Raw genomic sequence first — 23,147 nt, forward strand, 5'->3', positions numbered from 1 at the left:
ATTCAATATATTACTTTTAATTATAATTATTAACATAAAATCACAATAACCGATTACAAAAGTTTATAACCGACTTTCTTATTTATCACATTTACAATTCTTTAATTCCTACTAACACTTGGTTATCCAGCTTTTTCGCTGCGCGAATATCATATGTTTTTTCATACGTTGGTTCAGTTGCAAGTTTCGCTCCATAAAACATAACATCACGTACTTCCTGGACATTTACTTCTATTACAGTTAATTTTAGAGGAATGCCTTCCATTCTATCAGTCAAAATTTCACCTGCACCACTTATGGAAAATACGGATTCATTCGCCATTATAGTCAATACCACCCCAGTACTACGCCGTATATTTTCTACAATACGTGAACGTTGATCTACTGCAAATCGAATACTAGTTTTACTCACTGCATACACCCAAGAAATAGCACTTACGTTAGGAACTTGTTTTTCGAAGTCTGTTGTTGCTACCATAACAATACATTCTTTACGTAACGTTTGTACTAAATCATCTGTTAATGTAGGCTCTACTACATTCGCCATATTTCCACCTCCAAATATACTTAATATATCCTTATCATAACTTATTTTTCGAATTGCGAAAATATTATTTTTTCCCGCTATTATTCAAAAACATTACACTTCCATGATATACTTATACTGATAGAATTCGTATTGAGGTGACGAAATGAGAGTCAAATGTATGATTTGTGATAAAAAAGATATGTTAGATGATGAAAATCCTATGGCAAAAAAACTGCGTAATCGCCCTATTCATACATATATGTGCATGGAATGTTCGGAACGAATTGCAGAACGTACGCTGGAACGTCATGCAAGTGGTAATTTTCGACTATATCGTGATAAAAAAGTCGAAGACGATTGGTAAAATGTAAATAAGTCCTTAATCATATAGATAAGGACTTATTTATATTTTTCAGGTTCACGATTCATTTGATCCAAGAAACAATCAATAGCTTCTAATGGAAACCTTGCAGATTTTCTTTCCCCATTCATTTCATATGAAATCAAATACATTTCTTCGTTCTTTTCAACTTCCACATTCTTTAATTTGTGCTCTTCATAGATCATATTTTGAAATAGTAAATACGTTTCTTTCGCTGCATTATCATCTGGACGTGCTTCGGCAACTGTTTTAATTGTTAACCAATTATATAATGCATCTTGCACTGAACGCATAAAACTCCGCCCCCTCATCCTGCTTTTTGTTGTCTTGCTTGATGTAATCGCAACCTATAAATCCCAAGTACAATTGCCGCTACAACAAGCCCCTCTCCAACAGGTAAAAAAACCGCAAAGAAAGTTAAAACTGTACATCCAATCGCTAACGATATATATATCACTATATTTTTTATTATTGATAGTTTTCTTGCAAAACCTAAATTATACACAAGTGCACTTAATATAATAATGATGCCATACAGTAACCACATCCCTAGTTCTGGATTTTCATCAACTTTACATAATTTCGCAAAAAAAGACATTCTTTCTAACATCATTCATCCCCCTTTCTCACAAAAATAATTTTTTTATGTACTTAATACAAGAGTAACCCGCAGAAAAAATACTGTCCACAAAAAAGAGTAAATATTCCAAAAATAAATACAATAAAAAACAGCTACCCCTCAAAGGTAGCTGTTTTATTATTTTACGCTTCTACAGATTTCTTTTTCTTAGCAGCTCTTTCGCGCTCGCTCTTATCAAGAATCTTTTTACGTAAACGAATTGATTCTGGAGTTACTTCACAGAACTCGTCATCGTTTAAATATTCTAATGACTCTTCTAAAGTCATTAAGCGTGGTTTTTTCATTGTTGAAGTTTGATCTTTCGTTGCAGAACGAATGTTAGTTTGTTGTTTCATTTTCACAACGTTAACTGTTAAGTCATTCTCACGAGTGTGTTCTCCAACAATCATACCAGCATATACTTCTGTACCTGGTTCAACGAAGATTACACCACGGTCTTCAACTTGCATAATACCATATTGTGATGCTTTTCCTGTTTCAAGTGAAACTAGAACACCTTGGCGACGTCCACCAACTTGTCCAGCGTGTACTGGTTGATAGCAATCGAATGTATGGTTTAAAATACCGTAACCACGAGTTAATGTTAAGAATTCAGTTGTGTAACCAATTAAACCACGTGCTGGGACCATGAAAGTAAGGCGAACTTGACCGTTTCCGTTATTCACCATATCTAACATTTCACCTTTACGTGCACCCATAGATTCCATAATAGAACCAGTGTATTCTTCAGGTACATCGATTTGTACGCGCTCTACAGGCTCACATCTTACGCCATCAACTTCTTTAATGATTACTTCTGGTTTAGATACTTGTAGTTCATAACCTTCACGACGCATGTTTTCAATTAGGATAGATAAGTGTAATTCCCCACGTCCAGATACGATCCACGCATCAGGAGAATCTGTATTATCTACACGTAAACTTACATCTGTTTCTAATTGTGAACGAAGACGCTCTTCAATTTTACGAGATGTAATGTACTTACCTTCACGACCTGCAAATGGGCTGTTATTTACAAGGAACGTCATTTGTAGTGTTGGCTCATCAATACGTAATAATGGTAATGCATCTTCATGCTCAACCGGACATACCGTTTCACCAACGTTAATGTCTTCCATACCAGAAACAGCTACTAAATCTCCAGCTTTTGCTTCTTCAATTTCTTGACGCTTTAATCCAATGTAACCGAATAATTTTGTTACGCGGAATTGTTTTACAGTTCCGTCAACCTTCATTAATGCAACTTGTTGTCCAACTTTCATTGTACCGCGGAATACACGGCCAACCCCAATACGTCCAACATAGTCATTGTAATCAAGAAGTGCTACTTGGAATTGAAGTGGCTCTTCGCTGTTATCAATTGGTGCTGGAATATGTTCAATAATTGTATCAAATAATGATTTCATATTCTCTTCTTGATTTGCTGGGTTTGAATCTAAGCTTGCTGTTCCGTTCATTGCTGATGCAAATACAACTGGGAACTCTAATTGATCTTCGTTTGCACCAAGTTCAATGAATAAGTCGATTACTTCATCAACTACTTCATCAGGACGAGCGAAGTCACGGTCAATTTTGTTTACAACTACGATTGGAGTTAAGTTTTGCTCAAGAGCTTTCTTTAAAACAAATCGTGTTTGTGGCATACAACCTTCATATGCATCAACAACAAGTAAAACGCCATCAACCATTTTCATAATACGTTCTACTTCTCCACCGAAGTCAGCGTGACCAGGTGTATCTAAAATGTTAATTCTTTTATCTTCATAGTGAATCGCAGTATTTTTCGCTAAAATTGTAATACCACGTTCTCTTTCTAGATCATTTGAATCCATTGCGCGTTCTTCAACGTGTTCGTTCGCACGGAAAGTCCCCGCTTGACGTAATAACTGGTCAACAAGTGTTGTTTTACCATGGTCAACGTGGGCAATAATTGCTATATTACGTAAATCTTGTCGTTTTTTCAACATGTCCAACTCCTAATGTCTTTTTAATCCTTCTCTATTATAAGAGCGAAGGGGATACAATAGCAATTAAAATAAAATCAAGAATGAAAATATAGTTGTATTCTTACTTTTGTGAAAGTAAAATGGGATTGGAGGGTGAAGAAATGGAACACATTCAATATCGCTTTTTATTAACTGCAATTATCGGTGTTATCTTCTTAATCGGTATCGGCATTATGGTTGCTGAAAATAGTCCCATCGGTGTTATTATTTGCATTATCGGCACATTTGTTACAGTTGGATACGGTTTTGTAACAAAAAGAAAAATGCGTAAATCGCAATAACGTCAAAAAGTAAGAAGCGTGAATACAGCCTCTTACTTTTTTTGTTACTCCGCTATATATCGTAACACCTCTTCATACACCCCTGGTTTTGCAACCAATACGCTGCTCTTCTCTACTATAGAAAGCTGTGCTCCAGAAAATGTCGTCACCTTACCTCCAACTTCCTCTACAATTATCTGTCCCCCACCAAAATCCCATGGTGATAATCTCGGCGTTACATATGCATCTATTCTTCCTGTTGCAACATACACCATCTCTAACGCTGCACAGCCATATGATCTCGTGCCTCTTGCTCGCTTAACAAGTGCCATCATACTTTCCTTATTAAGCAATGGGTTATCAGTAAGCCATATCGCATTTAAAGCTACAATCCCTTGCTCTACAGTCCCTTTTCTCAATAGGGGTATTGGTACTTCATTACAAAATGCTCCAGCTCCCTTGACCGCATGGTATAGTTCATCATGAACTGGATCATAAATGAGTCCTACCTTTCCGATACCGTTCTCATAAATTCCAATTGAAATTGCGAAATTTCTTTTTTGATGAACAAAGTTCATTGTGCCATCAATTGGATCAATTAACCAAACAACCCCATCAGAAGAAGTTACCTCATCTCCATAACCTTCTTCTCCTAAAATATTATGGTTCGGGAATGTTTCTTTAATTTTCCCAATTAAAAACTGTTCTATTTCTCGGTCCATATTTGTTACTAAATCAGCTGCATTGGATTTCGTTTCTATAATAAGTGCTTTTTCCATTGATGCCATTAAAAACTCTCCCGCATCTCGAATCCACTGTTTGGCGTGTGCATCGATGTCTTTCCATACTTCTTGCATGTTTAAACACTCCGATCTATACTGTTCACAGAAAAAACGAACCCTTTATAAGGTTCGCACCAACTAATTTTTTATACATATACTATTATTACGCTTCTAAACGGATCATTTCAAGTCTTAACACTTCTAACTTTTGTACACACTCTTCTTTTTTCTGTTTATCATTTTCCATCATCGCATCATATAAAGTTGCTAATTCATAATCTAGCTCCAAACGTAGCACCGGTATTCTCTTTTCAGCATCTGTTCTCTTTAACGCATTAATCACCTGTCTCATATTATTTGCCTCCTCCCAATATTCGTCTGCCCTCGGACTAGAATTAATTCAATTTTCTGATTTTTTGTTTTATACTATACTATGTTGGATAAATCATCTATGCAACAAAATTATATTTTTTTATTTAAATTTTTTTGTGCTGTTTTTTTTATGAATAGTACAAGCTATGCTAAAATAAAAGCAAAATAGGAGTTGGAGGAACAATCATGACACTACAAACATTCAAATCAACTGATTTTGAGGTCTTTACAGTTGATGGTCTCGAAGAACGAATGAGTGCAATTAAAACGAACATTCATCCTAAGCTAGAAGCTTTAGGGGAACAGTTTGCAGCGTATTTATCTAAACAAACTGATGAGAACTTTTTTTATCATGTAGCAAAACATGCACGTCGCAAAGTCAATCCACCAAACGATACTTGGGTTGCTTTTTCAACAAATAAACGAGGATATAAAATGCTGCCACATTTCCAAATTGGATTATGGGGTACTCATGCCTTCATATACTTTGGTTTAATCTATGAGTGTCCACAAAAAGTGGAGACGGCTCACGCCTTCTTAGAACATTTAAATGATTTAAAAACAAATATTCCAAATGACTTCGTTTGGTCCATTGACCATACTAAACCAAGTGTAAAATTACATAAAACACTTGAAACAGAAGACTTACAAAAGATGATTGAACGCCTAGCTACTGTGAAAAAAGCAGAATTATTAGTTGGTATTCATATATCACCAGAGGAGTTTTCAGCAATGACCAACGAACAATTCCTTGCTAAGATTGAATCTACGATGCAATCACTCCTTCCTTTATATGCACTTTGTAATCGATAGTAGAAAACGGACAATTTATATTGTCCGTTTTTAGTTGTTATCACATTATATCACTTCAGTTTTTATTTTTCAAAATATTTTTTACATTTTTACAAGCTTTTGTTCTTCCGTTTCTTTCGCCCTTTGAATCGCACGGTATATAGAATACCCACTTACTTCTTGAAACTCTTTATCAATTTTCTTTTCTTCTGCTTTCGATGGAACAATCTCTTTAAAACGACGATATAATCCCATTAATTCTTCTCTTATAATTCCTTTTTCGTATGCTTTCTCAATTGCTTCATAAAACTTCACAATTGTAACCATTTCCTCATTTGACCAATCATAATCTAACGGATATTGATATTCCATTTCGCACCTCATTTATCATTTCTTCATATTTCAATATGCTATCTTAAAGGGATTTTTTTCTTCTTCACTATAGCCACTTTGCATTATACACTATTTATTCATTATGATGGAATTGTCTTCCTCTATATGTTAATTAGAAATAACTATTTAACATACCCACTGTAATAATATTTTTTTCTATACATCTATAATTATTGGTGATATAATGCTTTTGTTTTATAGAAAATAAAGTGAACCTACCATCTCAAAAACGCTTTTGTGATTGGCAGAAAAACAAGTCTCATTCTAAAAAGCACTTAACTTTTTTAGAACAAGATTATATAAAACAAACTCTAATAAATATTATGAAAAAGAAGGGGTGTATAGATTGTCCCAATACGAAACACCATTGTTTACCGCTTTAGTTGAGCACAGTAAGCGAAATCCAATTCAATTCCATATTCCTGGTCATAAAAAAGGACAGGGCATGGATCCTACATTTCGCGAATTTATTGGGCATAATGCATTAGCAATTGATTTAATTAACATTGCGCCGCTCGATGATTTACATCATCCAAAAGGTATGATTAAAGAAGCACAAGATTTAGCAGCCGCTGCATTTGGTGCGGATCATACTTTCTTTTCTATTCAAGGTACAAGTGGTGCAATAATGACAATGGTGATGAGCGTTTGCGGTCCTGGTGACAAAATCCTAGTGCCACGAAACGTGCATAAATCAGTAATGTCAGCTATTATTTTCTCAGGTGCAAAACCGATTTTCATGCATCCTGAAATCGATCCAAAACTTGGAATTTCACATGGAATTACAATTCAATCTGTCAAAAAGGCACTTGAAGAGCATTCAGATGCGAAAGGCTTACTTGTTATTAATCCAACATACTTCGGCTTTGCTGCGGACTTAGAACAGATTGTACAATTAGCACATTCTTACGATATCCCTGTATTAGTTGATGAGGCTCATGGTGTTCACATTCATTTTCACGAAGAATTGCCGATGTCAGCGATGCAAGCCGGTGCAGATATGGCGGCAACAAGTGTTCATAAATTAGGAGGATCTTTAACACAAAGTTCTATTCTTAATGTGAAGGAAGGCCTTGTGAACGTAAAACATGTTCAATCTATTATTAGCATGCTTACGACGACATCAACTTCTTACATCTTGTTGGCATCCCTAGATGTTGCTAGAAAACGTCTTGCTACAGAAGGAACAGCACTCATAGAACAAACAATACAATTAGCGGAACATGTTCGTGGAGCTATTAATGCTATTGAGCATCTTTACTGTCCTGGGAAAGAAATGCTAGGTACGGATGCTACTTTTAACTATGATCCTACAAAGATAATTGTATCTGTAAAAGATTTAGGTATTACAGGTCATCAAGCTGAAGTATGGCTTAGAGAGCAATATAACATTGAAGTAGAACTCTCAGATTTATACAACATACTATGTCTTGTCACTTTTGGGGATACAGAAAGTGAGACAAATACACTTATTGCAGCATTACAAGATTTAGCAGCAACATTTAGAAGTCAAGCCGATAAGGGTGTTCAAATCCAAGTAGAAATTCCCGAAATACCAGTGCTAGCACTTTCTCCTAGAGATGCTTTTTATTCGGAAACAGAAGTTATTCCATTTGAAAATGCAGCAGGTCGTATAATAGCTGATTTCGTTATGGTTTATCCGCCAGGGATTCCAATCTTTACTCCGGGGGAAATTATTACACAAGATAACTTAGAGTATATTCGTAAAAACTTAGAAGCGGGTTTACCTGTACAAGGTCCCGAAGATATGACATTACAAACATTACGTGTGATTAAAGAGTACAAGCCTATCAGTTGATAGGCTTTTTTTTCACCCTTTTTTCCTTTTCTCATACGATATTAAGTAATGTAATGTATAGGTGGGGATACTATTATGATTGTAATAGGCCGTTCTATTGTACATCCTTATATCACAAATGAATATGAGCCATTTGCAGCTGAGAAACAACAAATTTTATCTATAATGGCAGGAAATCAAGAAATTTATTCCTTCCGAACATCTGATGAACTCAGCTTTGATCTAAATTTGCGCGTTAATATTATTACTTCTGCATTAGAACTTTTTCAAAGTGGCTTTCAGTTTCGCACATTTCAACAATCCTTTTGCAACCCCCAGTATTGGAGAAGAACATCACTTGGAGGATTCGAGCTCCTTCCAAACATACCCCCTTCCATTGCCATACAAGATATTTTCAAAAACGGAAAACTGTATGGAACTGAATGTGCCACCGCTATGATTATTATTTTTTACAAAGCTTTACTATCATTGTATGAGGAAGAAACTTTCAACCGTCTCTTTGCAAACCTTTTACTTTATACGTGGGACTACGATCAAGATTTAAAGCTCATAACAAAAACAGGTGGCGACCTGGTCCCAGGTGATCTCGTTTATTTTAAAAATCCACAAGTGAATCCAGCTACAATCGAGTGGCAAGGAGAAAATACAATCTATTTAGGAAATTTCTTTTTTTACGGACATGGTGTAGGTGTAAAAACAAAAGAAGAAATTATATACTCATTAAATGAACGACGAGTCCCTTACGCTTTTATTTCAGCTTTTTTGACCGATACTATTACCCGCATTGATAGCCGTCTCATGAGCCACTACGCTTCTCCTAGCGCTCCACAGACATCCATAGGATTTATTCCGATTAGAGATGATGCAATCGTTGCAACAGTTGGCCATACAACTACAATTTATTAAAAAAGCGCCTACATATGTAGGCGCTTTTTCTTATTTAAGCTTTTGTATGTTCCTTATGGTCACATTCGCAATGAGATCCACATTTTCCGTATAGTACTGTTGATTTTTCATCTTCAAAATGTCCGATTGTTCCTTCACATACTTGGCATACGATTGTTCCCATTTTTCATTTCCCCCTGAGTTTTAATAATAATCTACTTATTTATAATTAAGCTTTCGCCTTATCTTTATTAGCACAGTCACAATTTGTACCACATTTTCCGTAAAGCACTGTCGTCTTTTCATCTTCAAAATGACCGATTGTTCCTTCACATACTTGACATACGATTGTTCCCATTTTTCATTTCCCCCTAAGTTTATGGTCCTAAAAACTTTTAGCTGTCCATTTCCTATTAATTATTGGGCTTTTGTATGCTCTGTGTGATCACATCCGCAAGATCCACATTTCCCGTAAAGTACCGTTACTTTCTCATCCTCAAAATGTGCAATTGTACCTTCACAATCTTGACATACGATTGTTCCCATTTTTCATTTCCCCCTAAGTTTTATAATCCCAAAAACTTTTGTAACCGCTTAACTTTCTGTCTTTATTTTAATATGTTATACTTTTTACGTCAATAGGTTTTTAGTATAACACATTAATTATTTTAACTTTAAATTAGTATGCGATATTCAAACAAAAAAAACAGCCATATTTATACGTACGACTGTTTTACATTATTTATTCCTCATATTCCGCATGCAAAGATGTAGATGGAACTAGAAATGAGAAAAACTGAGCTAACTCTGCTGCTTCGCCTTCTGATCCTAATTTGAAAATTTCCTGCAAATATTGAACATTCTCTACATCATCTCGTCCAAGTAAAGTAGACCTCCCTGTTTGCATACAAATAATGAGTGGCTTTCCAAAAAACATATTTGTATAAATAATACCAAAATCATACCGAGTATCGTGTGTCATAAACCCCAAAAATCGTACCTTCACACTTTCATGCTCATCATACAATTTTTCAAACATCGGTTTCCACCTTTCTACATCGCCTTTCATTAAGTATATTAAACAAAAAAAGGAATACTCCTTTTAATTGTCAAAAAATTCAGTAGGATGTAAAATGATAGTATTCTACTAAGTTAGGGGGAACTTATATGCAGCATGCCTATATTACGCTTGTACCTAAATCCAATCAACAATCTGTTTCAATAGATGATATAAAACAACTTTTTCTTTACTATCAAACAGTTACTTCCAAAACTGGTGTTCAAATTAATTATGCTTATACAAATACCGCTTTTCCTTATGAAATTTTAGACACATCAGCAACAACATTAAAACTACAATCTACTCACGATCGATATGACTCCATTTATGTTGGTGTCGGTATAGAAAAGGAACAATTTTTTATTCAGATTTCTTTACCACCTAATGCAACATTTGGTGATAAAGGAAAAGCCAATGAATTTTGCCGTTTTCTAGCGAAGAAATTAGAAGGAGAATTACAATTATTTAATGGAAGAACAATGTATTTCTATAAACGTTAATTTAAAAACAAAAATAAATGATTAAAAAGATCATACTATTTGTGCAAGTAAGAAGCATTGCTTTTCTCCTTGCACTTAGTATGACATACGCTATTACATACGCTAAGTACAAAAATATAAGAAAAAGAAAAATTTTATAATGAAGTTTATCACGACTTGATAATAATAACACTGCTGAAAATCCACTCCACAAAACTAAATGAAAAAATGAAGCTAGCGTAATTTTCATAGCGTTCCCCCCTTCTTCTTCCTATTATATGCTTCAGCTCTTTCTTTTTAGTATTTTTAAGGTTTAATCCCCTATTTATTACATTTATTCCATAAAAATAACCATCTTTTTCATGCAAATTCCTTATATTTCTTATTAATATGGATTATTGGACTGTCACATGGTATTGTATAATCCTAAAGAATTATATACAGAAAGGAATTAACAAAAAGTGGTATTTAGTAATTTGTTTTTCTTGTGTCTTTTTCTACCTGCAATTCTTTTTGTATACTACTCAGTACGGAAAGAATTACAAAACATAGTTCTTCTATTATTTAGTTTATTATTTTATGCTTGGGGAGAACCAATATATGTCTTCCTAATGCTTTTTTCTATTTTCATCAACTATTGGTTCGGAATTTGGCTTAATAAAGACCGACTGTCTAGTGCAAATAGAAAACTCATCCTTACTATAGCAATCGTTGTCAATACTGCTATACTCGGATATTTTAAATACGCTAATTTCTTAGTAGATAATATAAATGGAATTTTTCATACAAACATTGTACTCGAAAAAATCCCCTTACCAATTGGAATCTCATTTTTCACTTTCCATGCAATGAGTTATATTATTGACATTTATAAGAAAAAAGTAGAAGCCCAGCGAAATCTATTTGATCTCGCACTATACTTTACTATTTTCCCGCAATTAGTAGCAGGACCAATTGTTCGATATAATACAATCGCTTTTCAATTACATGTTAGAACAGTTAATGCTGACAAGTTTTCAGAAGGAATTCGTCGTTTTATCATTGGGTTAGGAAAAAAAGTTTTAATTGCGAATCAATTGGGAGCTATTGCTGATGAAATATTTGCGATGGATCCAGCAACAATGAGCGTATCTACCGCTTGGATTGGCGCAATCGCTTACACATTACAAATTTATTTCGACTTTTCAGGTTACAGTGATATGGCAATTGGATTAGGAAAAATGTTTGGATTTGATTTCTTAGAAAACTTCAATTACCCATATATCTCCAAATCCATCTCTGAATTTTGGCGTCGTTGGCACATTTCACTTGGTTCTTGGTTCCGTGATTATGTTTATATTCCATTAGGCGGGAATCGCGTATCTACTTGGAAAATCTATCGTAATCTCTTCATTGTATGGGCGTTAACCGGATTTTGGCATGGAGCTAGTTGGACATTTATGATTTGGGGTATTTATTACGGATGTTTAATCGCTTTAGAAAAGGCTGGTTTCGAAAAAATATTACAAAAATTATGGTGGCCGATTCAACACGTATACGTTATGTTTTTAGTGATTATTGGTTGGGTGTTCTTCCGCGCTGATAATTTTAGCTACTGTTCTAAATTTTTACAAGCAATGTTCGGATTAAATGGATCGTTAACTGACATTACAAGTTATTTCTATGTAATGAATTACTGGGGAATCTTTATACTTGCTATTATTACATCAGCTCCAATTTTCTCTTGGATCAAGAATTTATTAGCAAATAAGAAGGTAGTCATTTTTTCTCCACTTTATTACTTGAGTGTTTTAATTATAACTATGATGTATTTAACAAATGCAACTTACAATCCATTTATCTACTTCCGCTTCTAAAGGAGGGCTAACTATGAAAAATTTCACTAATCGTATATTAATTACAGGATTTCTCACTATTATTTTTGGAATGTGTATATGGACCGGAAAAATAATATATTGGGATAAAAAAAGTTTTTCTGATTTTGAAAATAGAGAATTAGCTTTAAATCCAGTCCTAACTATCGATACTATAAAATCCGGAAAATATTTCAAAGATACTGAATTACACTTTACAGATCACATTGCAGCACGAGACAGATTTATTGAAACATACACAAAGCTACAAATGAAATTCAATCGAACTTTCGTAAATAACAATTATGTTGCAGATGACGGTTTCATTTTATCTGCACCTACAAAGATAGATATGCGTGAGCAAATTAAACAATCTGTTAATGAATTAGAAAACTTACAAACTCAATTTCCAAAAACAGAATTTTATTTCTTGTTAGCACCAAGTAAACTAACGGCATTCTCGTATAAATATCCGCCATATGTAGATCGTGGATACGATCAAAAACATCGCGATTATTTTGTACAAGAGTTACAGAAAATAAATTTCCCTGTTATTGATGTTCTTCCTGCTTTTCAAAAAGAATTTACTCATGAACAATTAGAAGATCTATACTTTAAAACCGATCACCATTGGAATATGAAAGGTGCATTTTATGCATACGAACAAACAATGAATCACATTACTAATGAATCTAAAATATTTAAAGGTAATGCTGTTAATCGAGATGATTATAAAATAACTACAGAAAAACCGAATGGACAATTTATCGGTAGTTGGAATAAACAACTGTATAATTTAATAAAAACACCTGAAACAGTCCCATATGTACAATTAAAGCAAAACCCAAATATGTGGGATAATTACACTGTGTATCTCGGTCCAAAATCAGAAGAATCGCAGCAAATGCCGATGAAGGAATTCTTTGCAGTGGGCAAAAATAAGCTTTCACCAGACTATAGTTCTGTTTATCAAACAGACTATGCACAAATAAATATCTTAAATCCAGATGCAAAAAACAAACTACATGCTGTCATTATTAAAGATTCTTATGCAGATGCAACTTATCCTTTATTTGCACAAGAGTTTGAACAAACAACATTTATTGATCCACGATTTGCGGCAAGCAAAAATGTAAAACAAGACCTCGAAAAACTAAATGCTGATATCGTGTTATTCCTTTATAATGACACTAGTACAAATAAAGAAATGTATCAATTTGAAAATAAAGAATAAAAACAAGAGGTGAATCGAAGGGATTCACCTCTTGTTTTTCTATGCATATAACACATAAAAAAAACGTCTTCTAAATTTAGAAGACGTTTTTTTTTAATTATTTTACAATGTGAATTGGCATTCCAAGAGCAACTTCAGCTGCTTCCATTGTGATTTCACCTAATGTTGGGTGAGCGTGGATTGTTTGAGCGATATCTTCCGCTGTCATTCCAGCTTCGATAGCTAAACCAATCTCAGAGATAATATCAGAAGCGCCTGCACCTGCAACTTGAGCACCTACAAGAAGACCGTCTTCTTTGCGTGTTACAAGTTGTAAGAAACCGTCAGTGCTGTTTAATGATAACGCACGACCGTTTGCAGCGAATGGGAACTTAGATACAGCTACTGTCATTCCTGCTTCTTCTGCTTGTTTTTTAGTGTAACCAACAGATGCTAATTCTGGATCAGTAAAGCATACTGCTGGAATTCCGATGTAATCGATTGCTGATGCATGGCCACTAATTGCTTCAACAGCTACTTTACCTTCGTAAGAAGCTTTGTGAGCTAATGGTGGTCCAGGAACGATATCACCGATTGCATAGATGTTTGGTACGTTTGTACGACATTGCTCATCGATTTCGATGATGCCGCGGTCAGTCATTTTAACTCCAACTTGCTCAAGACCGATTTCTTGAGTGTTTGGACGACGACCTACAGTTACTAATACGTAATCTGCTTCTACAGTTTGGATTTCACCTTTAACTTCAAAGCTAACTTTTACGCCAGTTTCTGTTTCTTCAACGCCTTTAGCCATAGCTTTTGTATGGATATTAACGTTACCTTTCTTTTGAAGAGCACGTTTAACAACAGAGCTCATAGCTTTTTCGAAACCAGCTAAGATTTCGTCGCCAGCTTCTACTACAGTAACTTCTGTACCGAAGTTAGCATATGCAGTACCTAATTCCATACCGATGTAACCGCCGCCGATTACAACAAGTTTTTTAGGAATTTCAGGTAAGCTTAAAGCACCTGTAGAGTTGATAACACGTTTAGAGTATTTGAATCCAGGAATTTCGATTGGTGTAGAACCAGTTGCAAGAACAGCATTTTTAAACGTATACGTTTGAGCTGCTTCTTCAGTCATTACACGTAATGTGTTAGCATCTACGAAGTAAGCTTCACCGCGAATGATTTCAACTTTGTTACCTTTAAGAAGGCCTTCAACACCGCCAGTTAATTTCTTAACTACGCCGTTTTTCCATTCTTGAACTTTTGTAAAGTCAACTTTTACGTTCTCTGCAGTGATACCCATGTCATCAGAATGCATTGCATTCTCATAACGATGACCTGCATTGATTAACGCTTTTGAAGGAATACATCCAACGTTTAAGCATACGCCACCAAGGTTAGCCTTTTCAATAATTGCTACCTTTTGACCTAATTGTGCTGCACGAATTGCCGCAACGTATCCACCAGGACCTGCACCAACAACGACTGTATCTAATTCAATTGGGAAATCTCCTACTACCATTGTTATTACGCCTCCATTACTAATAATTGTGGGTCATTCAATAGACGTTTAATTTGGTTTAATGCTTTTTGAGCAGTTGCGCCGTCAATTAAACGATGGTCAAAGCTTAGAGATAATGCTAATACTGGAGCTGCAACGATTTCACCGTTTTTCACAACTGGCTTCTCAGCGATACGGCCGATACCAAGGATTGCTACTTCTGGGTGGTTGATAACTGGAGTGAACCATTGTCCACCTGCAGAACCAATGTTTGTAATTGTGCAAGAAGCACCTTTCATTTCAGCCGGAGCTAAACGACCTTCACGTGCTTTACCAGCAAGATCATTGATCTCGTTAGAAATAGTGAAGATTGATTTACGATCTGTATCTTTAACAACTGGTACTAATAGACCTTTATCTGTATCAGCTGCGATACCGATGTTGAAGTAATGTTTATGAACGATTTCTTGAGAAGCATCGTCTAAAGCAGTATTCAACATTGGGAATTCACGTAATGCAGATGTTAAAGCTTTAACAACGTATGGAAGGTAAGTTAATTTAATACCTTTGTCAGCTGCAACAGCTTTGAACTTCTTACGGTGAGCAACAAGCTCAGTTACATCAACTTCATCCATTAATGTTACGTGAGGAGCTGTGTGCTTAGAGTTAACCATTGCTTTTGCAATCGCTTTACGGATACCACTCATTTTCTCACGAGTTTCTGGATATTCACCAGCTGGGATTGGTTGTGCTTTTGGTGCTTCTTCTTTCGCTGCTGCTGGAGTAGCTTCTACTGCTGCTGGAGCCTCAGTTGCTGCTACTGCTTGTCCACCATTTGCAAATGCATCGATGTCAGCTTTAACGATACGGCCGTTCTTACCAGAACCAGCTACTTTATGAATGTCTACACCGTTTTCACGAGCATATTTACGAACAGATGGCATAGCGATTACGCGCTCATTTACTACTTCTGCAGTTGCTGCTGGAGTAGCTTCCGCTGCTGGAGCTTCTACTGCTGCTTCTTCAGCTTTTGGAGCTGCATCATGATCGTCACCTTTAAATTTAAGGTTTTCGTATCCAGGAGCATCAAATTTAATTAATGTATCTCCTACAATTGCAACTGTTCCTTCTTCTACAAGTACTTCAAGTACTTTACCTTTAACAGGAGAAGGGATTTCTACTACTGCTTTATCATTTTGTACTTCAAGAAGTACATCGTCTTCGTTTACTTCATCGCCTGGTTTAATAAACCATTTTACGATTTCACCTTCGTGGATACCTTCACCGATATCTGGTAGTTTAAATTCAAATGCCACGGAATTCAGCCCCCTGATTCATTTCATTATTATGGAATATGTACAAAAGAAACCAGCATGTGCTGATTTCTTTTGCACATGAAAAGCTAAAAATTAGAAGTTCATTACTTTGTTAACAGCTTCAACAATATCTTTATGGTTTGGTAACCATACGCTCTCAGCTTGAGAGAATGGGAATACTGTATCAGCAGCTGCAACACGTACAACTGGAGCTTCTAAGTTTAAGATTGCACGGTCGTTAATTTCCGCTACAACGTTAGCTGCAATACCAGCTTGTTTTTGCGCTTCTTGAACTACAACTACGCGGCCTGTTTTTTCAACAGAAGCGATGATTGTTTCGATATCTAATGGTTGAACTGTACGTAAGTCAACAACCTCTAAAGAGATACCTTCTTTTTCAAGTTCTTCAGCAGCTTTTAATGCAGCGTGAACCATAGCACCGTAAGCGATAACAGATACATCTGTACCTTCACGTTTGATATCAGCTTTACCTAAATCAATTGTGTATTCGCCTTCTGGTACATCTTGACGGAATGAACGGTACAATTTCATATGCTCTAAGTAGATAACTGGATCGTTGTCACGAATCGCAGAGATTAAAAGACCTTTTGCATCGTATGGAGTAGATGGAATAACAACTTTTAGACCAGGTTGTTGAGCCACTAATCCTTCTAAGCTATCAGCATGTAGTTCAGGAGTATGAACACCGCCACCGAATGGAGAACGAACTGTTACTGGAGCAGTCCAACGTCCACCAGAACGGTAACGCATACGAGCTAATTGACCAGAAATTGAATCCATTACTTCATAAACGAAACCGAAGAATTGGATTTCTGGAACTGGACGGAAACCTTCTAATGCAAGTCCAACTGCAAGTCCACCAATACCAGACTCTGCAAGTGGAGTATCCATTACACGATCTTCACCGAATTCAGCTTGTAAACCTTCAGTAGCACGGAATACACCGCCGTTTACACCAACGTCTTCACCAAACACAAGTACGTTAGGGTCATTTTTCATTTCAACGCGTAAAGCATCAGTGATTGCTTGAATCATTGTCATTTGAGCCATGGCTTACTTCGACTCCTTTTCTTTGTAAATTTCATATTGTTCAGCTAAGTTGTAAGGCATTTTTTCGTACATGATTTCCATTAAATCAGTAACTTTTTGTTTTGGAGCTTGGTCAGCCTTAGCAATTGCTTGTTTGATATCTTCTTTTGCTTCTTCGATTACTTTCTCTTCAACTTCTTGAGACCATAGGCCTTTGTTTTCTAAGAATGCACGGAAGCGTACGATTGGATCTTTTTGTTCCCATTCGTTCTCGATATCTTTTGTACGGTAACGAGTTGGGTCATCACCAGCCATTGTATGTGGACCGTAACGGAATGTTAAAGTCTCGATTAAAGTAGGGCCTTCTCCGTTTACTGCACGCTCACGAGCGAAAGCAGTTGCTGCGTATACAGCTAATGGATCCATACCGTCTACTTGAATTCCGTAAATACCTGCTGCTACTGCTTTTTGTGCTACAGTTTTAGCTGCAGATTGCTTTTCTACTGGAGTAGAGATTGCATAACGGTTGTTTTGTACAACGAAGATTGCTGGAGCTTTGAATGCACCCGCAAAGTTCATACCTTCGTAGAAGTCACCTTGTGAAGCACCACCGTCACCAGTGTAAGTAATTGCAACAGATTTTTTACCACGTAGTTTCATACCTAACGCAACACCAGCAGTTTGGATGATTTGCGCACCGATGATGATTTGTGGAGCAAGCGCATTTACATTCTCAGGCATTTGGTTACCCATGAAATGTCCACGAGAGAATAAGAATGCTTGGTATAATGGTAAACCGTGCCATACTAATTGTGGCACATCACGATATCCTGGTAAGATGAAATCTTCTGCTTCAAGTGCGAAATGACTTGCTAATTGAGAAGCCTCTTGTCCAGCTGTTGGTGCGTAGAAACCTAAACGTCCTTGACGGTTTAAAGAAATAGAACGTTGATCTAGTACGCGAGTATACACCATACGGCGCATTAATTCTTTTAATTGATCATCAGATAATTCAGGCATAGCTGCTTCATTCACAACTTCGCCTTTTTCATTTAAAATTTGTAATGTCTCAAATTGAGCTGCGATAGCTTTCATTTGCTCATCAACATTAAATAGGGTCTTTTTTGTTTTAGTACCCATTCCGTTCACCTCTTCCTCTCTTGAACCATATTCTGAAACGCTTTCACTATCTATTAGCTAGACTGAAAACGCAACAATGTAAACCAACAAATTTATTTGTCGGTTGAGAATAATTTTGTGTACCTAACAATCTGTACTAATGTTTTTTCAGAAACATATTAATACAATCTTGATCACGTTTTTTAGTTTACAACTATTCTAATTACGATGTCAATTACTTTGAATACGTTTTTTTATAAATAATCTGCAGGTTTCTTCTACACAAACGTGTTTTTATTTTTCACATCTGTATTAGTAAGCATTAACCTACTGTTATATTATTCCCTTTTTAACTTGTTTTTTCTCTTAGAATAATATGTAAACGATTTAATTCTCTTTAGTTTTTCTCTCTTCTTAACAAAAATATACAAACTCTTCTTCCTTTTATAGGTAATTACCCATACATTTCTACCCTTCGCTCCATACATTATAGTAACCGCAGTATTAGCGGGAAATGATAAAGGAGGTCATCTCATGTACGGATACTCATATTGCTATCCAACTTGTTCATATCCTTCCTACGGTTATGGCGGTTCTTGTGGCGGATCTGGACGCGGCTTCGCCTTAATCGTTGTGTTGTTTATTCTTTTAATTATCGTTGGTGCTGCTTGCATTCGCTAATGTAAAATGAAACAACTATGGAAAGAAACAGACGGCTTTGCCGTCTTTTCTTTTTATTACATTCATATTCTATAGTAGAACGCTTTCCAAAGCGCTTCCCCTACTTGTCGATGACTTTTTTCATCTCCTTTGGTAGACTAAAGAAGAAAGGAGAGATTACATATGCTTACAATGAAAGATGTAATTCGCGAAGGAGATCCTATTTTGCGAAACGTTGCAGAAGAGGTATCACTACCGGCGAGCGAAGAAGATACAACTACACTTAAAGAGATGATTGAATTTGTAATAAATAGCCAAGATCCTGAAATGGCTGAAAAATATAGTTTACGCCCTGGAATCGGATTAGCAGCTCCGCAAATCGGTATTTCAAAGAAAATGATTGCGGTTCATGTAACTGATACAGACGGTACGTTATATAGTCATGCATTATTCAACCCAAAAATCATTAGTCATTCTGTTGAACGTACATATTTACAAAGCGGGGAAGGCTGTCTATCAGTGGACCGCGAAGTACCTGGTTATGTCCCTCGTTACACAAGAATTACAGTGAAAGCAACATCTATCAACGGCGAAGAAGTAAAATTACGTTTAAAAGGTTTACCAGCAATTGTATTTCAGCATGAGATCGACCATTTAAATGGTGTTATGTTCTATGACCACATTAATAAAGAAAATCCTTTTGCTGCTCCTGACGATTCAAAACCTCTAGAGCGATAATAAAAAGGCGGGAGTTATCTTCCGCCTTTTTATATGAAATGGGTTCCATATTCACTTATAGCAATCCAGCCCATTTTAAGCCATGATATATGCCGTCTTCACTAACATCCTTTGTCACATGATTTGCAAGTTTTTTCAAGTCTTCATGACCATTCCCCATCACAATACCTGTCCCAACTGCTTCAATCATTTCTAAATCATTTAATCCATCTCCAAATGCATACACTTGTTCACGGTTAAATCCTAATTTTTCAATGAATTTCTCAATTCCTTTTGCCTTCGAACCACCATTCGGAATAATATCCATTGAATATGCATGCCAGCGAATAAAATGAAAGTCTGGGTACTGATTAATAAACTTTTCCTCTTCATTCACTTCACAGAAAAGAAGTGTTTGATAAATATTACGTTTCTCATAAAAATCAGGTTCATATGCCGGATGCTCAAAATTTAAGCTTCCAAAACCTTCTTTCACATAATCATGATATTCCACTGATGCTCTCATTTCTTGATGATCAAGATATACAAGTGGATATCCTTCTTGTTGTGCAAACTGAGTAAACTTATGTAAGGCAGCTGGATGTAACGGATTATTAAATATTACCTCATCTTCAAATACAACGTACTGTCCATTAAAGCTAACATAATTGTGTATATTGAGTTCCTCACGAATATCTTCAAACATAAATGGCGCACGTCCTGTAGCAATTGCTACATGCACACCTTTTTCTTGTAAATGTCTTACTGCATCTCGTGTAGATTGCGGAATCTTCTTATCATGATCTAATAATGTTCCATCAATATCAAAAAAGACAATTTTATCATTCATTTGTCAAAATCCTTTCTGTTACTCTATATTCCTATTTTGATTATCGCTTTTCAAATTCTAAAAAAAAGTATAACATATTAAACATCTGTGAAGAAAGCGTTCACTTTCTGACCTTATTTATGAAACCTGCATATATATATTAGTAAAAAATGTGGATACTTGTTCGTATGAATTTTCTTTTCTATTCTTTCTCATACTATACCTATAACTAGCGGCTACTAATCGTTACTATAGAATGACTTTCCCTGTATGAGAAAGGACAAGATTCAACATTCACTTTTGTCTTCTTTCTTATATCAGAGACGGAGTTTTCACTAGTAATATGCATGTTTAAAATAAGGAAAGGAAGGAGTAATCATGCTGAAGAAGCTGAAGAAAAAGCTTAAGCGTTATTTAAAAGATCTAGTCCGTAAAAAGACAATCGCTTAAATTTTGCCCATTTCGGGCTTTTTCTTCATTCTCATTCGAAAAAACATGAAAATCGTGACTGTTTGCTTTATAATAAGTAACAGATAATGCAAAACATAGACAAGGAGAGGTTTTCCAAATGATTTTTAAAGTATTTTATCAAGACAAAATGACTGAGGTTCCAGTACGTGAAAATACAAAAGTTTTATATTTAGAGGCTACGTCTGAAAAGGATGTTCGTAAGAAATTAAATAAGTTCGCATATAATATCGAGTTCGTTCAGTCTGTTACTGGCAATCATCTTGAATATGAAAAAGAAAACGCTGATTTAACATTAGCGGAAATCGTATAGTCATATGAAATTTCTAAAGAATGATCAAGCAGCCGTTTTTGCTTTAGGTGGACTTGGTGAAATCGGTAAAAATACATATGCTGTTCAATTTCAAGATGAAATTATTATTATTGATGCTGGAATTAAATTTCCAGAAGACGAACTCCTCGGAATCGATTATGTAATACCAGATTACACTTATTTTGTGCGAAACGAAGATAAAATTAAAGGATTATTCATTACACATGGTCACGAAGATCATATCGGTGGAATTCCTTACTTATTACGTCAAGTAAACATCCCGATTTATGGCGGAAAATTAGCAATTGCACTAATCAAAAACAAATTAGAAGAGCACGGATTACTTCGTAAAGCAAAACTTTATGAAATTCAAGAAGATGATGTTATTAAATTTAAAAAGACATCTGTTTCCTTCTTCCGTACAACTCACAGTATTCCAGATTCATACGGAGTTGTTGTGAAAACACCTCAAGGACAAGTTGTTCATACTGGAGATTTCAAATTTGATTTCACACCAGTTGGTGAACCAGCAGACTTAACAAAAATGGCTGAAATCGGAAAAGACGGTGTACTTTGTCTCTTATCTGACAGTACAAACAGTGAAGTTCCAAACTTTACAATGTCTGAGCGCCGTGTTGGTGATAGTATTCAAGATATTTTCCGCAAAGTAGAAGGTCGTATTATCTTTGCAACCTTTGCATCAAATATCCATCGCTTGCAACAAGTTGTTGAAGCGGCTGTTGAAAACAATCGGAAAGTGGCTGTGTTTGGTCGAAGTATGGAAGCAGCGATTGAAATTGGACAAAACCTCGGTTATATTCGCTGTCCGAAGGATACATTCATAGATACAGCTCAACTAAACCGCCTACCAGCTAACAAAGTTGTTATTTTATGTACAGGTAGTCAAGGTGAGCCAATGGCAGCACTTTCACGTATTGCCAATGGTACGCATCGTCAAATTCAAATCATTCCTGGCGACACAGTTGTTTTCTCTTCTTCACCAATCCCTGGTAATACAATTAGTGTAAGCCGTACAATTAACATGTTGTATCGTGCTGGTGCGGATGTAATCCACGGAAAACTGTCAAACATTCATACGAGTGGACATGGCGGCCAAGAAGAACAAAAACTAATGCTTCGCTTAATTAAGCCGAAATATTTCATGCCAATTCATGGTGAATATCGTATGCAACGCATGCATATGAAGTTAGCAAATGATTGTGGTATTCCAGAAGAAAATTGTTTCATCATGGATAATGGAGATGTTCTTGCTCTTCGTTCAGATGAAGCAAGCGTAGCTGGTAAAATCCCATCTGGATCTGTCTATATTGATGGAAATGGTATTGGAGATATCGGTAATATCGTATTACGCGATCGTCGTATTCTTTCTGAAGAAGGACTTGTAATTGTAGTTGTAAGTATTGATATGAAAGAGTTTAAAGTTGCAGCAGGACCTGATATTATCTCACGTGGTTTCGTGTACATGCGCGAAAGTAGTGATTTAATTAATGATGCTCAAACATTAATTACAACTCATTTAGAAAAAGTAATGGAGCGCAAAACAACACAATGGTCTGAAATTAAAAATGAAATTACAGACACATTAGCACCATTCCTATATGAAAAAACGAAACGTCGTCCAATGATTTTACCAATCATTATGGAAATATAAGAAAAAGGACAATACCTTCATGGTATTG

29 protein-coding genes are annotated in these 23,147 nt (G+C 35.7%); 12 read left to right on the forward strand and 17 right to left on the reverse strand.

What is annotated here, in order from left to right; translation table 11 throughout:
• Nucleotides 1–91 precede the first annotated feature (91 nt).
• Nucleotides 92–547, reverse strand: a complete 456-nt coding sequence (locus KI369_RS15180; RefSeq protein ID WP_212956514.1) for a pyridoxamine 5'-phosphate oxidase family protein — start codon at nt 545–547, stop codon at nt 92–94.
• A gap of 145 nt (nt 548–692) precedes the next feature.
• On the opposite strand from KI369_RS15180, the gene KI369_RS15185 reads away from it, so the two are divergent.
• A complete protein-coding gene (locus tag KI369_RS15185) occupies nt 693–893 on the forward strand; it encodes a YlaI family protein (RefSeq protein WP_033701671.1) in 201 nt (66 codons plus the stop codon).
• Nucleotides 894–928: 35 nt separating this feature from the next.
• Here the strand turns inward: KI369_RS15185 and KI369_RS15190 are convergent, their stop codons facing one another.
• The 3 genes from KI369_RS15190 to typA all read right to left on the reverse strand — a co-directional run bounded on the left by KI369_RS15190 (nt 929) and on the right by typA (nt 3,518).
• Nucleotides 929–1,204 carry a hypothetical protein gene (locus tag KI369_RS15190; protein ID WP_098667494.1) on the reverse strand — a complete coding sequence of 92 codons (276 nt, stop codon included), beginning with the start codon at nt 1,202–1,204 and terminating at the stop codon, nt 929–931.
• A gap of 14 nt (nt 1,205–1,218) precedes the next feature.
• On the reverse strand, nt 1,219–1,521 hold the full coding sequence (locus KI369_RS15195) for a YlaH-like family protein (RefSeq protein WP_063223159.1): 303 nt from the start codon (nt 1,519–1,521) through the stop codon (nt 1,219–1,221).
• Between the two features lie 152 nt (nt 1,522–1,673).
• A complete protein-coding gene (gene typA, locus KI369_RS15200; protein ID WP_029438050.1) occupies nt 1,674–3,518 on the reverse strand; it encodes a translational GTPase TypA in 1,845 nt (614 codons plus the stop codon).
• A 140-nt stretch (nt 3,519–3,658) separates the two neighbouring features.
• Between typA and KI369_RS15205 the strand changes: the two genes are divergently transcribed.
• Entirely contained in the window at nt 3,659–3,838 is a 180-nt protein-coding gene (locus tag KI369_RS15205) for a DUF5325 family protein (RefSeq protein WP_000400130.1), read from the forward strand.
• A 44-nt stretch (nt 3,839–3,882) separates the two neighbouring features.
• Here the strand turns inward: KI369_RS15205 and KI369_RS15210 are convergent, their stop codons facing one another.
• Nucleotides 3,883–4,674 (reverse strand): inositol monophosphatase family protein, encoded by a 792-nt coding sequence (locus tag KI369_RS15210; RefSeq protein ID WP_212956515.1) that lies wholly within the window; start codon nt 4,672–4,674, stop codon nt 3,883–3,885.
• Between the two features lie 88 nt (nt 4,675–4,762).
• Nucleotides 4,763–4,951, reverse strand: coding sequence for a YkzI domain-containing protein (locus tag KI369_RS15215; protein WP_001250168.1), 189 nt, complete (start codon nt 4,949–4,951; stop codon nt 4,763–4,765).
• Between the two features lie 206 nt (nt 4,952–5,157).
• Between KI369_RS15215 and KI369_RS15220 the strand changes: the two genes are divergently transcribed.
• Nucleotides 5,158–5,784, forward strand: a complete 627-nt coding sequence (locus KI369_RS15220; protein WP_000175083.1) for a YktB family protein — start codon at nt 5,158–5,160, stop codon at nt 5,782–5,784.
• 81 nt (nt 5,785–5,865) lie between these two features.
• Here KI369_RS15220 and KI369_RS15225 read toward each other — a convergent pair whose 3' ends face one another.
• Nucleotides 5,866–6,135, reverse strand: a complete 270-nt coding sequence (locus tag KI369_RS15225) for a UPF0223 family protein (protein ID WP_212956516.1) — start codon at nt 6,133–6,135, stop codon at nt 5,866–5,868.
• Between the two features lie 367 nt (nt 6,136–6,502).
• Here KI369_RS15225 and speA point away from each other — a divergent pair, with 367 nt between their 5' ends.
• Both speA and KI369_RS15235 read left to right on the forward strand, forming a co-directional pair.
• Nucleotides 6,503–7,975, forward strand: coding sequence for an aminotransferase class I/II-fold pyridoxal phosphate-dependent enzyme (gene speA, locus KI369_RS15230; protein ID WP_212956517.1), 1,473 nt, complete (start codon nt 6,503–6,505; stop codon nt 7,973–7,975).
• 75 nt (nt 7,976–8,050) lie between these two features.
• The gene (locus KI369_RS15235; RefSeq protein ID WP_144614656.1) at nt 8,051–8,881 is read left to right on the forward strand and encodes a protein-glutamine gamma-glutamyltransferase; all 831 of its coding nucleotides are present in this window, start codon (nt 8,051–8,053) and stop codon (nt 8,879–8,881) included.
• 34 nt (nt 8,882–8,915) lie between these two features.
• Here the strand turns inward: KI369_RS15235 and KI369_RS15240 are convergent, their stop codons facing one another.
• The 4 genes from KI369_RS15240 to KI369_RS15255 form a co-directional block, all read right to left on the reverse strand.
• Nucleotides 8,916–9,044 (reverse strand): GapA-binding peptide SR1P, encoded by a 129-nt coding sequence (locus KI369_RS15240; protein WP_000536796.1) that lies wholly within the window; start codon nt 9,042–9,044, stop codon nt 8,916–8,918.
• 45 nt (nt 9,045–9,089) lie between these two features.
• Nucleotides 9,090–9,218, reverse strand: a complete 129-nt coding sequence (locus tag KI369_RS15245; RefSeq protein ID WP_000536800.1) for a GapA-binding peptide SR1P — start codon at nt 9,216–9,218, stop codon at nt 9,090–9,092.
• Nucleotides 9,219–9,277: 59 nt separating this feature from the next.
• Nucleotides 9,278–9,406 carry a GapA-binding peptide SR1P gene (locus KI369_RS15250; RefSeq protein WP_000536778.1) on the reverse strand — a complete coding sequence of 43 codons (129 nt, stop codon included), beginning with the start codon at nt 9,404–9,406 and terminating at the stop codon, nt 9,278–9,280.
• Between the two features lie 196 nt (nt 9,407–9,602).
• Nucleotides 9,603–9,899, reverse strand: a complete 297-nt coding sequence (locus KI369_RS15255; RefSeq protein ID WP_212956518.1) for a DUF3055 domain-containing protein — start codon at nt 9,897–9,899, stop codon at nt 9,603–9,605.
• Nucleotides 9,900–10,027: 128 nt separating this feature from the next.
• Between KI369_RS15255 and KI369_RS15260 the strand changes: the two genes are divergently transcribed.
• Entirely contained in the window at nt 10,028–10,420 is a 393-nt protein-coding gene (locus tag KI369_RS15260; RefSeq protein WP_212956519.1) for a DUF1885 family protein, read from the forward strand.
• Between the two features lies 1 nt (nt 10,421).
• Here the strand turns inward: KI369_RS15260 and KI369_RS15265 are convergent, their stop codons facing one another.
• A complete protein-coding gene (locus KI369_RS15265) occupies nt 10,422–10,649 on the reverse strand; it encodes a hypothetical protein (protein WP_000705129.1) in 228 nt (75 codons plus the stop codon).
• Nucleotides 10,650–10,860: 211 nt separating this feature from the next.
• On the opposite strand from KI369_RS15265, the gene KI369_RS15270 reads away from it, so the two are divergent.
• Both KI369_RS15270 and KI369_RS15275 read left to right on the forward strand, forming a co-directional pair.
• Entirely contained in the window at nt 10,861–12,255 is a 1,395-nt protein-coding gene (locus KI369_RS15270) for an MBOAT family O-acyltransferase (protein ID WP_212956520.1), read from the forward strand.
• 13 nt (nt 12,256–12,268) lie between these two features.
• A complete protein-coding gene (locus KI369_RS15275; RefSeq protein ID WP_212956521.1) occupies nt 12,269–13,486 on the forward strand; it encodes a DHHW family protein in 1,218 nt (405 codons plus the stop codon).
• Nucleotides 13,487–13,583: 97 nt separating this feature from the next.
• Here the strand turns inward: KI369_RS15275 and lpdA are convergent, their stop codons facing one another.
• From lpdA to pdhA, 4 genes are all read right to left on the reverse strand, one after another.
• A complete protein-coding gene (gene lpdA, locus KI369_RS15280; RefSeq protein WP_166701960.1) occupies nt 13,584–14,996 on the reverse strand; it encodes a dihydrolipoyl dehydrogenase in 1,413 nt (470 codons plus the stop codon).
• A gap of 5 nt (nt 14,997–15,001) precedes the next feature.
• The gene (gene pdhC, locus KI369_RS15285) at nt 15,002–16,291 is read right to left on the reverse strand and encodes a pyruvate dehydrogenase complex dihydrolipoyllysine-residue acetyltransferase (protein WP_087958536.1); all 1,290 of its coding nucleotides are present in this window, start codon (nt 16,289–16,291) and stop codon (nt 15,002–15,004) included.
• A gap of 93 nt (nt 16,292–16,384) precedes the next feature.
• A complete protein-coding gene (pdhB, locus tag KI369_RS15290; RefSeq protein ID WP_000068166.1) occupies nt 16,385–17,362 on the reverse strand; it encodes a pyruvate dehydrogenase complex E1 component subunit beta in 978 nt (325 codons plus the stop codon).
• Between the two features lie 3 nt (nt 17,363–17,365).
• Entirely contained in the window at nt 17,366–18,481 is a 1,116-nt protein-coding gene (gene pdhA / locus KI369_RS15295; RefSeq protein ID WP_000536893.1) for a pyruvate dehydrogenase E1 component subunit alpha, read from the reverse strand.
• A 513-nt stretch (nt 18,482–18,994) separates the two neighbouring features.
• Here pdhA and KI369_RS15300 point away from each other — a divergent pair.
• The gene (locus KI369_RS15300; RefSeq protein WP_000274562.1) at nt 18,995–19,141 is read left to right on the forward strand and encodes a YjcZ family sporulation protein; all 147 of its coding nucleotides are present in this window, start codon (nt 18,995–18,997) and stop codon (nt 19,139–19,141) included.
• A 162-nt stretch (nt 19,142–19,303) separates the two neighbouring features.
• Nucleotides 19,304–19,858, forward strand: a complete 555-nt coding sequence (gene def, locus KI369_RS15305; protein WP_212956522.1) for a peptide deformylase — start codon at nt 19,304–19,306, stop codon at nt 19,856–19,858.
• A 55-nt stretch (nt 19,859–19,913) separates the two neighbouring features.
• Here the strand turns inward: def and KI369_RS15310 are convergent, their stop codons facing one another.
• Nucleotides 19,914–20,687: a Cof-type HAD-IIB family hydrolase gene (locus KI369_RS15310; protein WP_212956523.1), complete on the reverse strand. Its 774-nt coding sequence runs from the start codon at nt 20,685–20,687 to the stop codon at nt 19,914–19,916.
• Between the two features lie 547 nt (nt 20,688–21,234).
• On the opposite strand from KI369_RS15310, the gene KI369_RS15315 reads away from it, so the two are divergent.
• Nucleotides 21,235–21,447, forward strand: a complete 213-nt coding sequence (locus KI369_RS15315; protein WP_048530714.1) for a DNA-dependent RNA polymerase subunit epsilon — start codon at nt 21,235–21,237, stop codon at nt 21,445–21,447.
• Between the two features lie 4 nt (nt 21,448–21,451).
• Entirely contained in the window at nt 21,452–23,119 is a 1,668-nt protein-coding gene (gene rnjA, locus KI369_RS15320; protein WP_000670370.1) for a ribonuclease J1, read from the forward strand.
• Nucleotides 23,120–23,147 lie beyond the last annotated feature (28 nt).

Source organism: Bacillus sanguinis, assembly GCF_018332475.1.
Lineage (GTDB): Bacteria > Bacillota > Bacilli > Bacillales > Bacillaceae_G > Bacillus_A > Bacillus_A sanguinis.

Bases quoted from the DNA above. Each gene is read 5' to 3' on its own strand.
- KI369_RS15180 (WP_212956514.1), bottom strand. From the start codon at position 547: ATGGCGAATGTAGTAGAGCCTACATTAACAGATGATTTAGTACAAACG.
- KI369_RS15185 (WP_033701671.1), top strand. From the start codon at position 693: ATGAGAGTCAAATGTATGATTTGTGATAAAAAAGATATGTTAGATGAT.
- KI369_RS15190 (WP_098667494.1), bottom strand. From the start codon at position 1,204: ATGCGTTCAGTGCAAGATGCATTATATAATTGGTTAACAATTAAAACA.
- KI369_RS15195 (WP_063223159.1), bottom strand. From the start codon at position 1,521: ATGTTAGAAAGAATGTCTTTTTTTGCGAAATTATGTAAAGTTGATGAA.
- typA (WP_029438050.1), bottom strand. From the start codon at position 3,518: ATGTTGAAAAAACGACAAGATTTACGTAATATAGCAATTATTGCCCAC.
- KI369_RS15205 (WP_000400130.1), top strand. From the start codon at position 3,659: ATGGAACACATTCAATATCGCTTTTTATTAACTGCAATTATCGGTGTT.
- KI369_RS15210 (WP_212956515.1), bottom strand. From the start codon at position 4,674: ATGCAAGAAGTATGGAAAGACATCGATGCACACGCCAAACAGTGGATT.
- KI369_RS15215 (WP_001250168.1), bottom strand. From the start codon at position 4,951: ATGAGACAGGTGATTAATGCGTTAAAGAGAACAGATGCTGAAAAGAGA.
- KI369_RS15220 (WP_000175083.1), top strand. From the start codon at position 5,158: ATGACACTACAAACATTCAAATCAACTGATTTTGAGGTCTTTACAGTT.
- KI369_RS15225 (WP_212956516.1), bottom strand. From the start codon at position 6,135: ATGGAATATCAATATCCGTTAGATTATGATTGGTCAAATGAGGAAATG.
- KI369_RS15235 (WP_144614656.1), top strand. From the start codon at position 8,051: ATGATTGTAATAGGCCGTTCTATTGTACATCCTTATATCACAAATGAA.
- KI369_RS15240 (WP_000536796.1), bottom strand. From the start codon at position 9,044: ATGGGAACAATCGTATGCCAAGTATGTGAAGGAACAATCGGACATTTT.
- KI369_RS15245 (WP_000536800.1), bottom strand. From the start codon at position 9,218: ATGGGAACAATCGTATGTCAAGTATGTGAAGGAACAATCGGTCATTTT.
- KI369_RS15250 (WP_000536778.1), bottom strand. From the start codon at position 9,406: ATGGGAACAATCGTATGTCAAGATTGTGAAGGTACAATTGCACATTTT.
- KI369_RS15255 (WP_212956518.1), bottom strand. From the start codon at position 9,899: ATGTTTGAAAAATTGTATGATGAGCATGAAAGTGTGAAGGTACGATTT.
- KI369_RS15260 (WP_212956519.1), top strand. From the start codon at position 10,028: ATGCAGCATGCCTATATTACGCTTGTACCTAAATCCAATCAACAATCT.
- KI369_RS15265 (WP_000705129.1), bottom strand. From the start codon at position 10,649: ATGAAAATTACGCTAGCTTCATTTTTTCATTTAGTTTTGTGGAGTGGA.
- KI369_RS15275 (WP_212956521.1), top strand. From the start codon at position 12,269: ATGAAAAATTTCACTAATCGTATATTAATTACAGGATTTCTCACTATT.
- lpdA (WP_166701960.1), bottom strand. From the start codon at position 14,996: ATGGTAGTAGGAGATTTCCCAATTGAATTAGATACAGTCGTTGTTGGT.
- pdhB (WP_000068166.1), bottom strand. From the start codon at position 17,362: ATGGCTCAAATGACAATGATTCAAGCAATCACTGATGCTTTACGCGTT.
- pdhA (WP_000536893.1), bottom strand. From the start codon at position 18,481: ATGGGTACTAAAACAAAAAAGACCCTATTTAATGTTGATGAGCAAATG.
- KI369_RS15300 (WP_000274562.1), top strand. From the start codon at position 18,995: ATGTACGGATACTCATATTGCTATCCAACTTGTTCATATCCTTCCTAC.
- def (WP_212956522.1), top strand. From the start codon at position 19,304: ATGCTTACAATGAAAGATGTAATTCGCGAAGGAGATCCTATTTTGCGA.
- KI369_RS15310 (WP_212956523.1), bottom strand. From the start codon at position 20,687: ATGAATGATAAAATTGTCTTTTTTGATATTGATGGAACATTATTAGAT.
- KI369_RS15315 (WP_048530714.1), top strand. From the start codon at position 21,235: ATGATTTTTAAAGTATTTTATCAAGACAAAATGACTGAGGTTCCAGTA.
- rnjA (WP_000670370.1), top strand. From the start codon at position 21,452: ATGAAATTTCTAAAGAATGATCAAGCAGCCGTTTTTGCTTTAGGTGGA.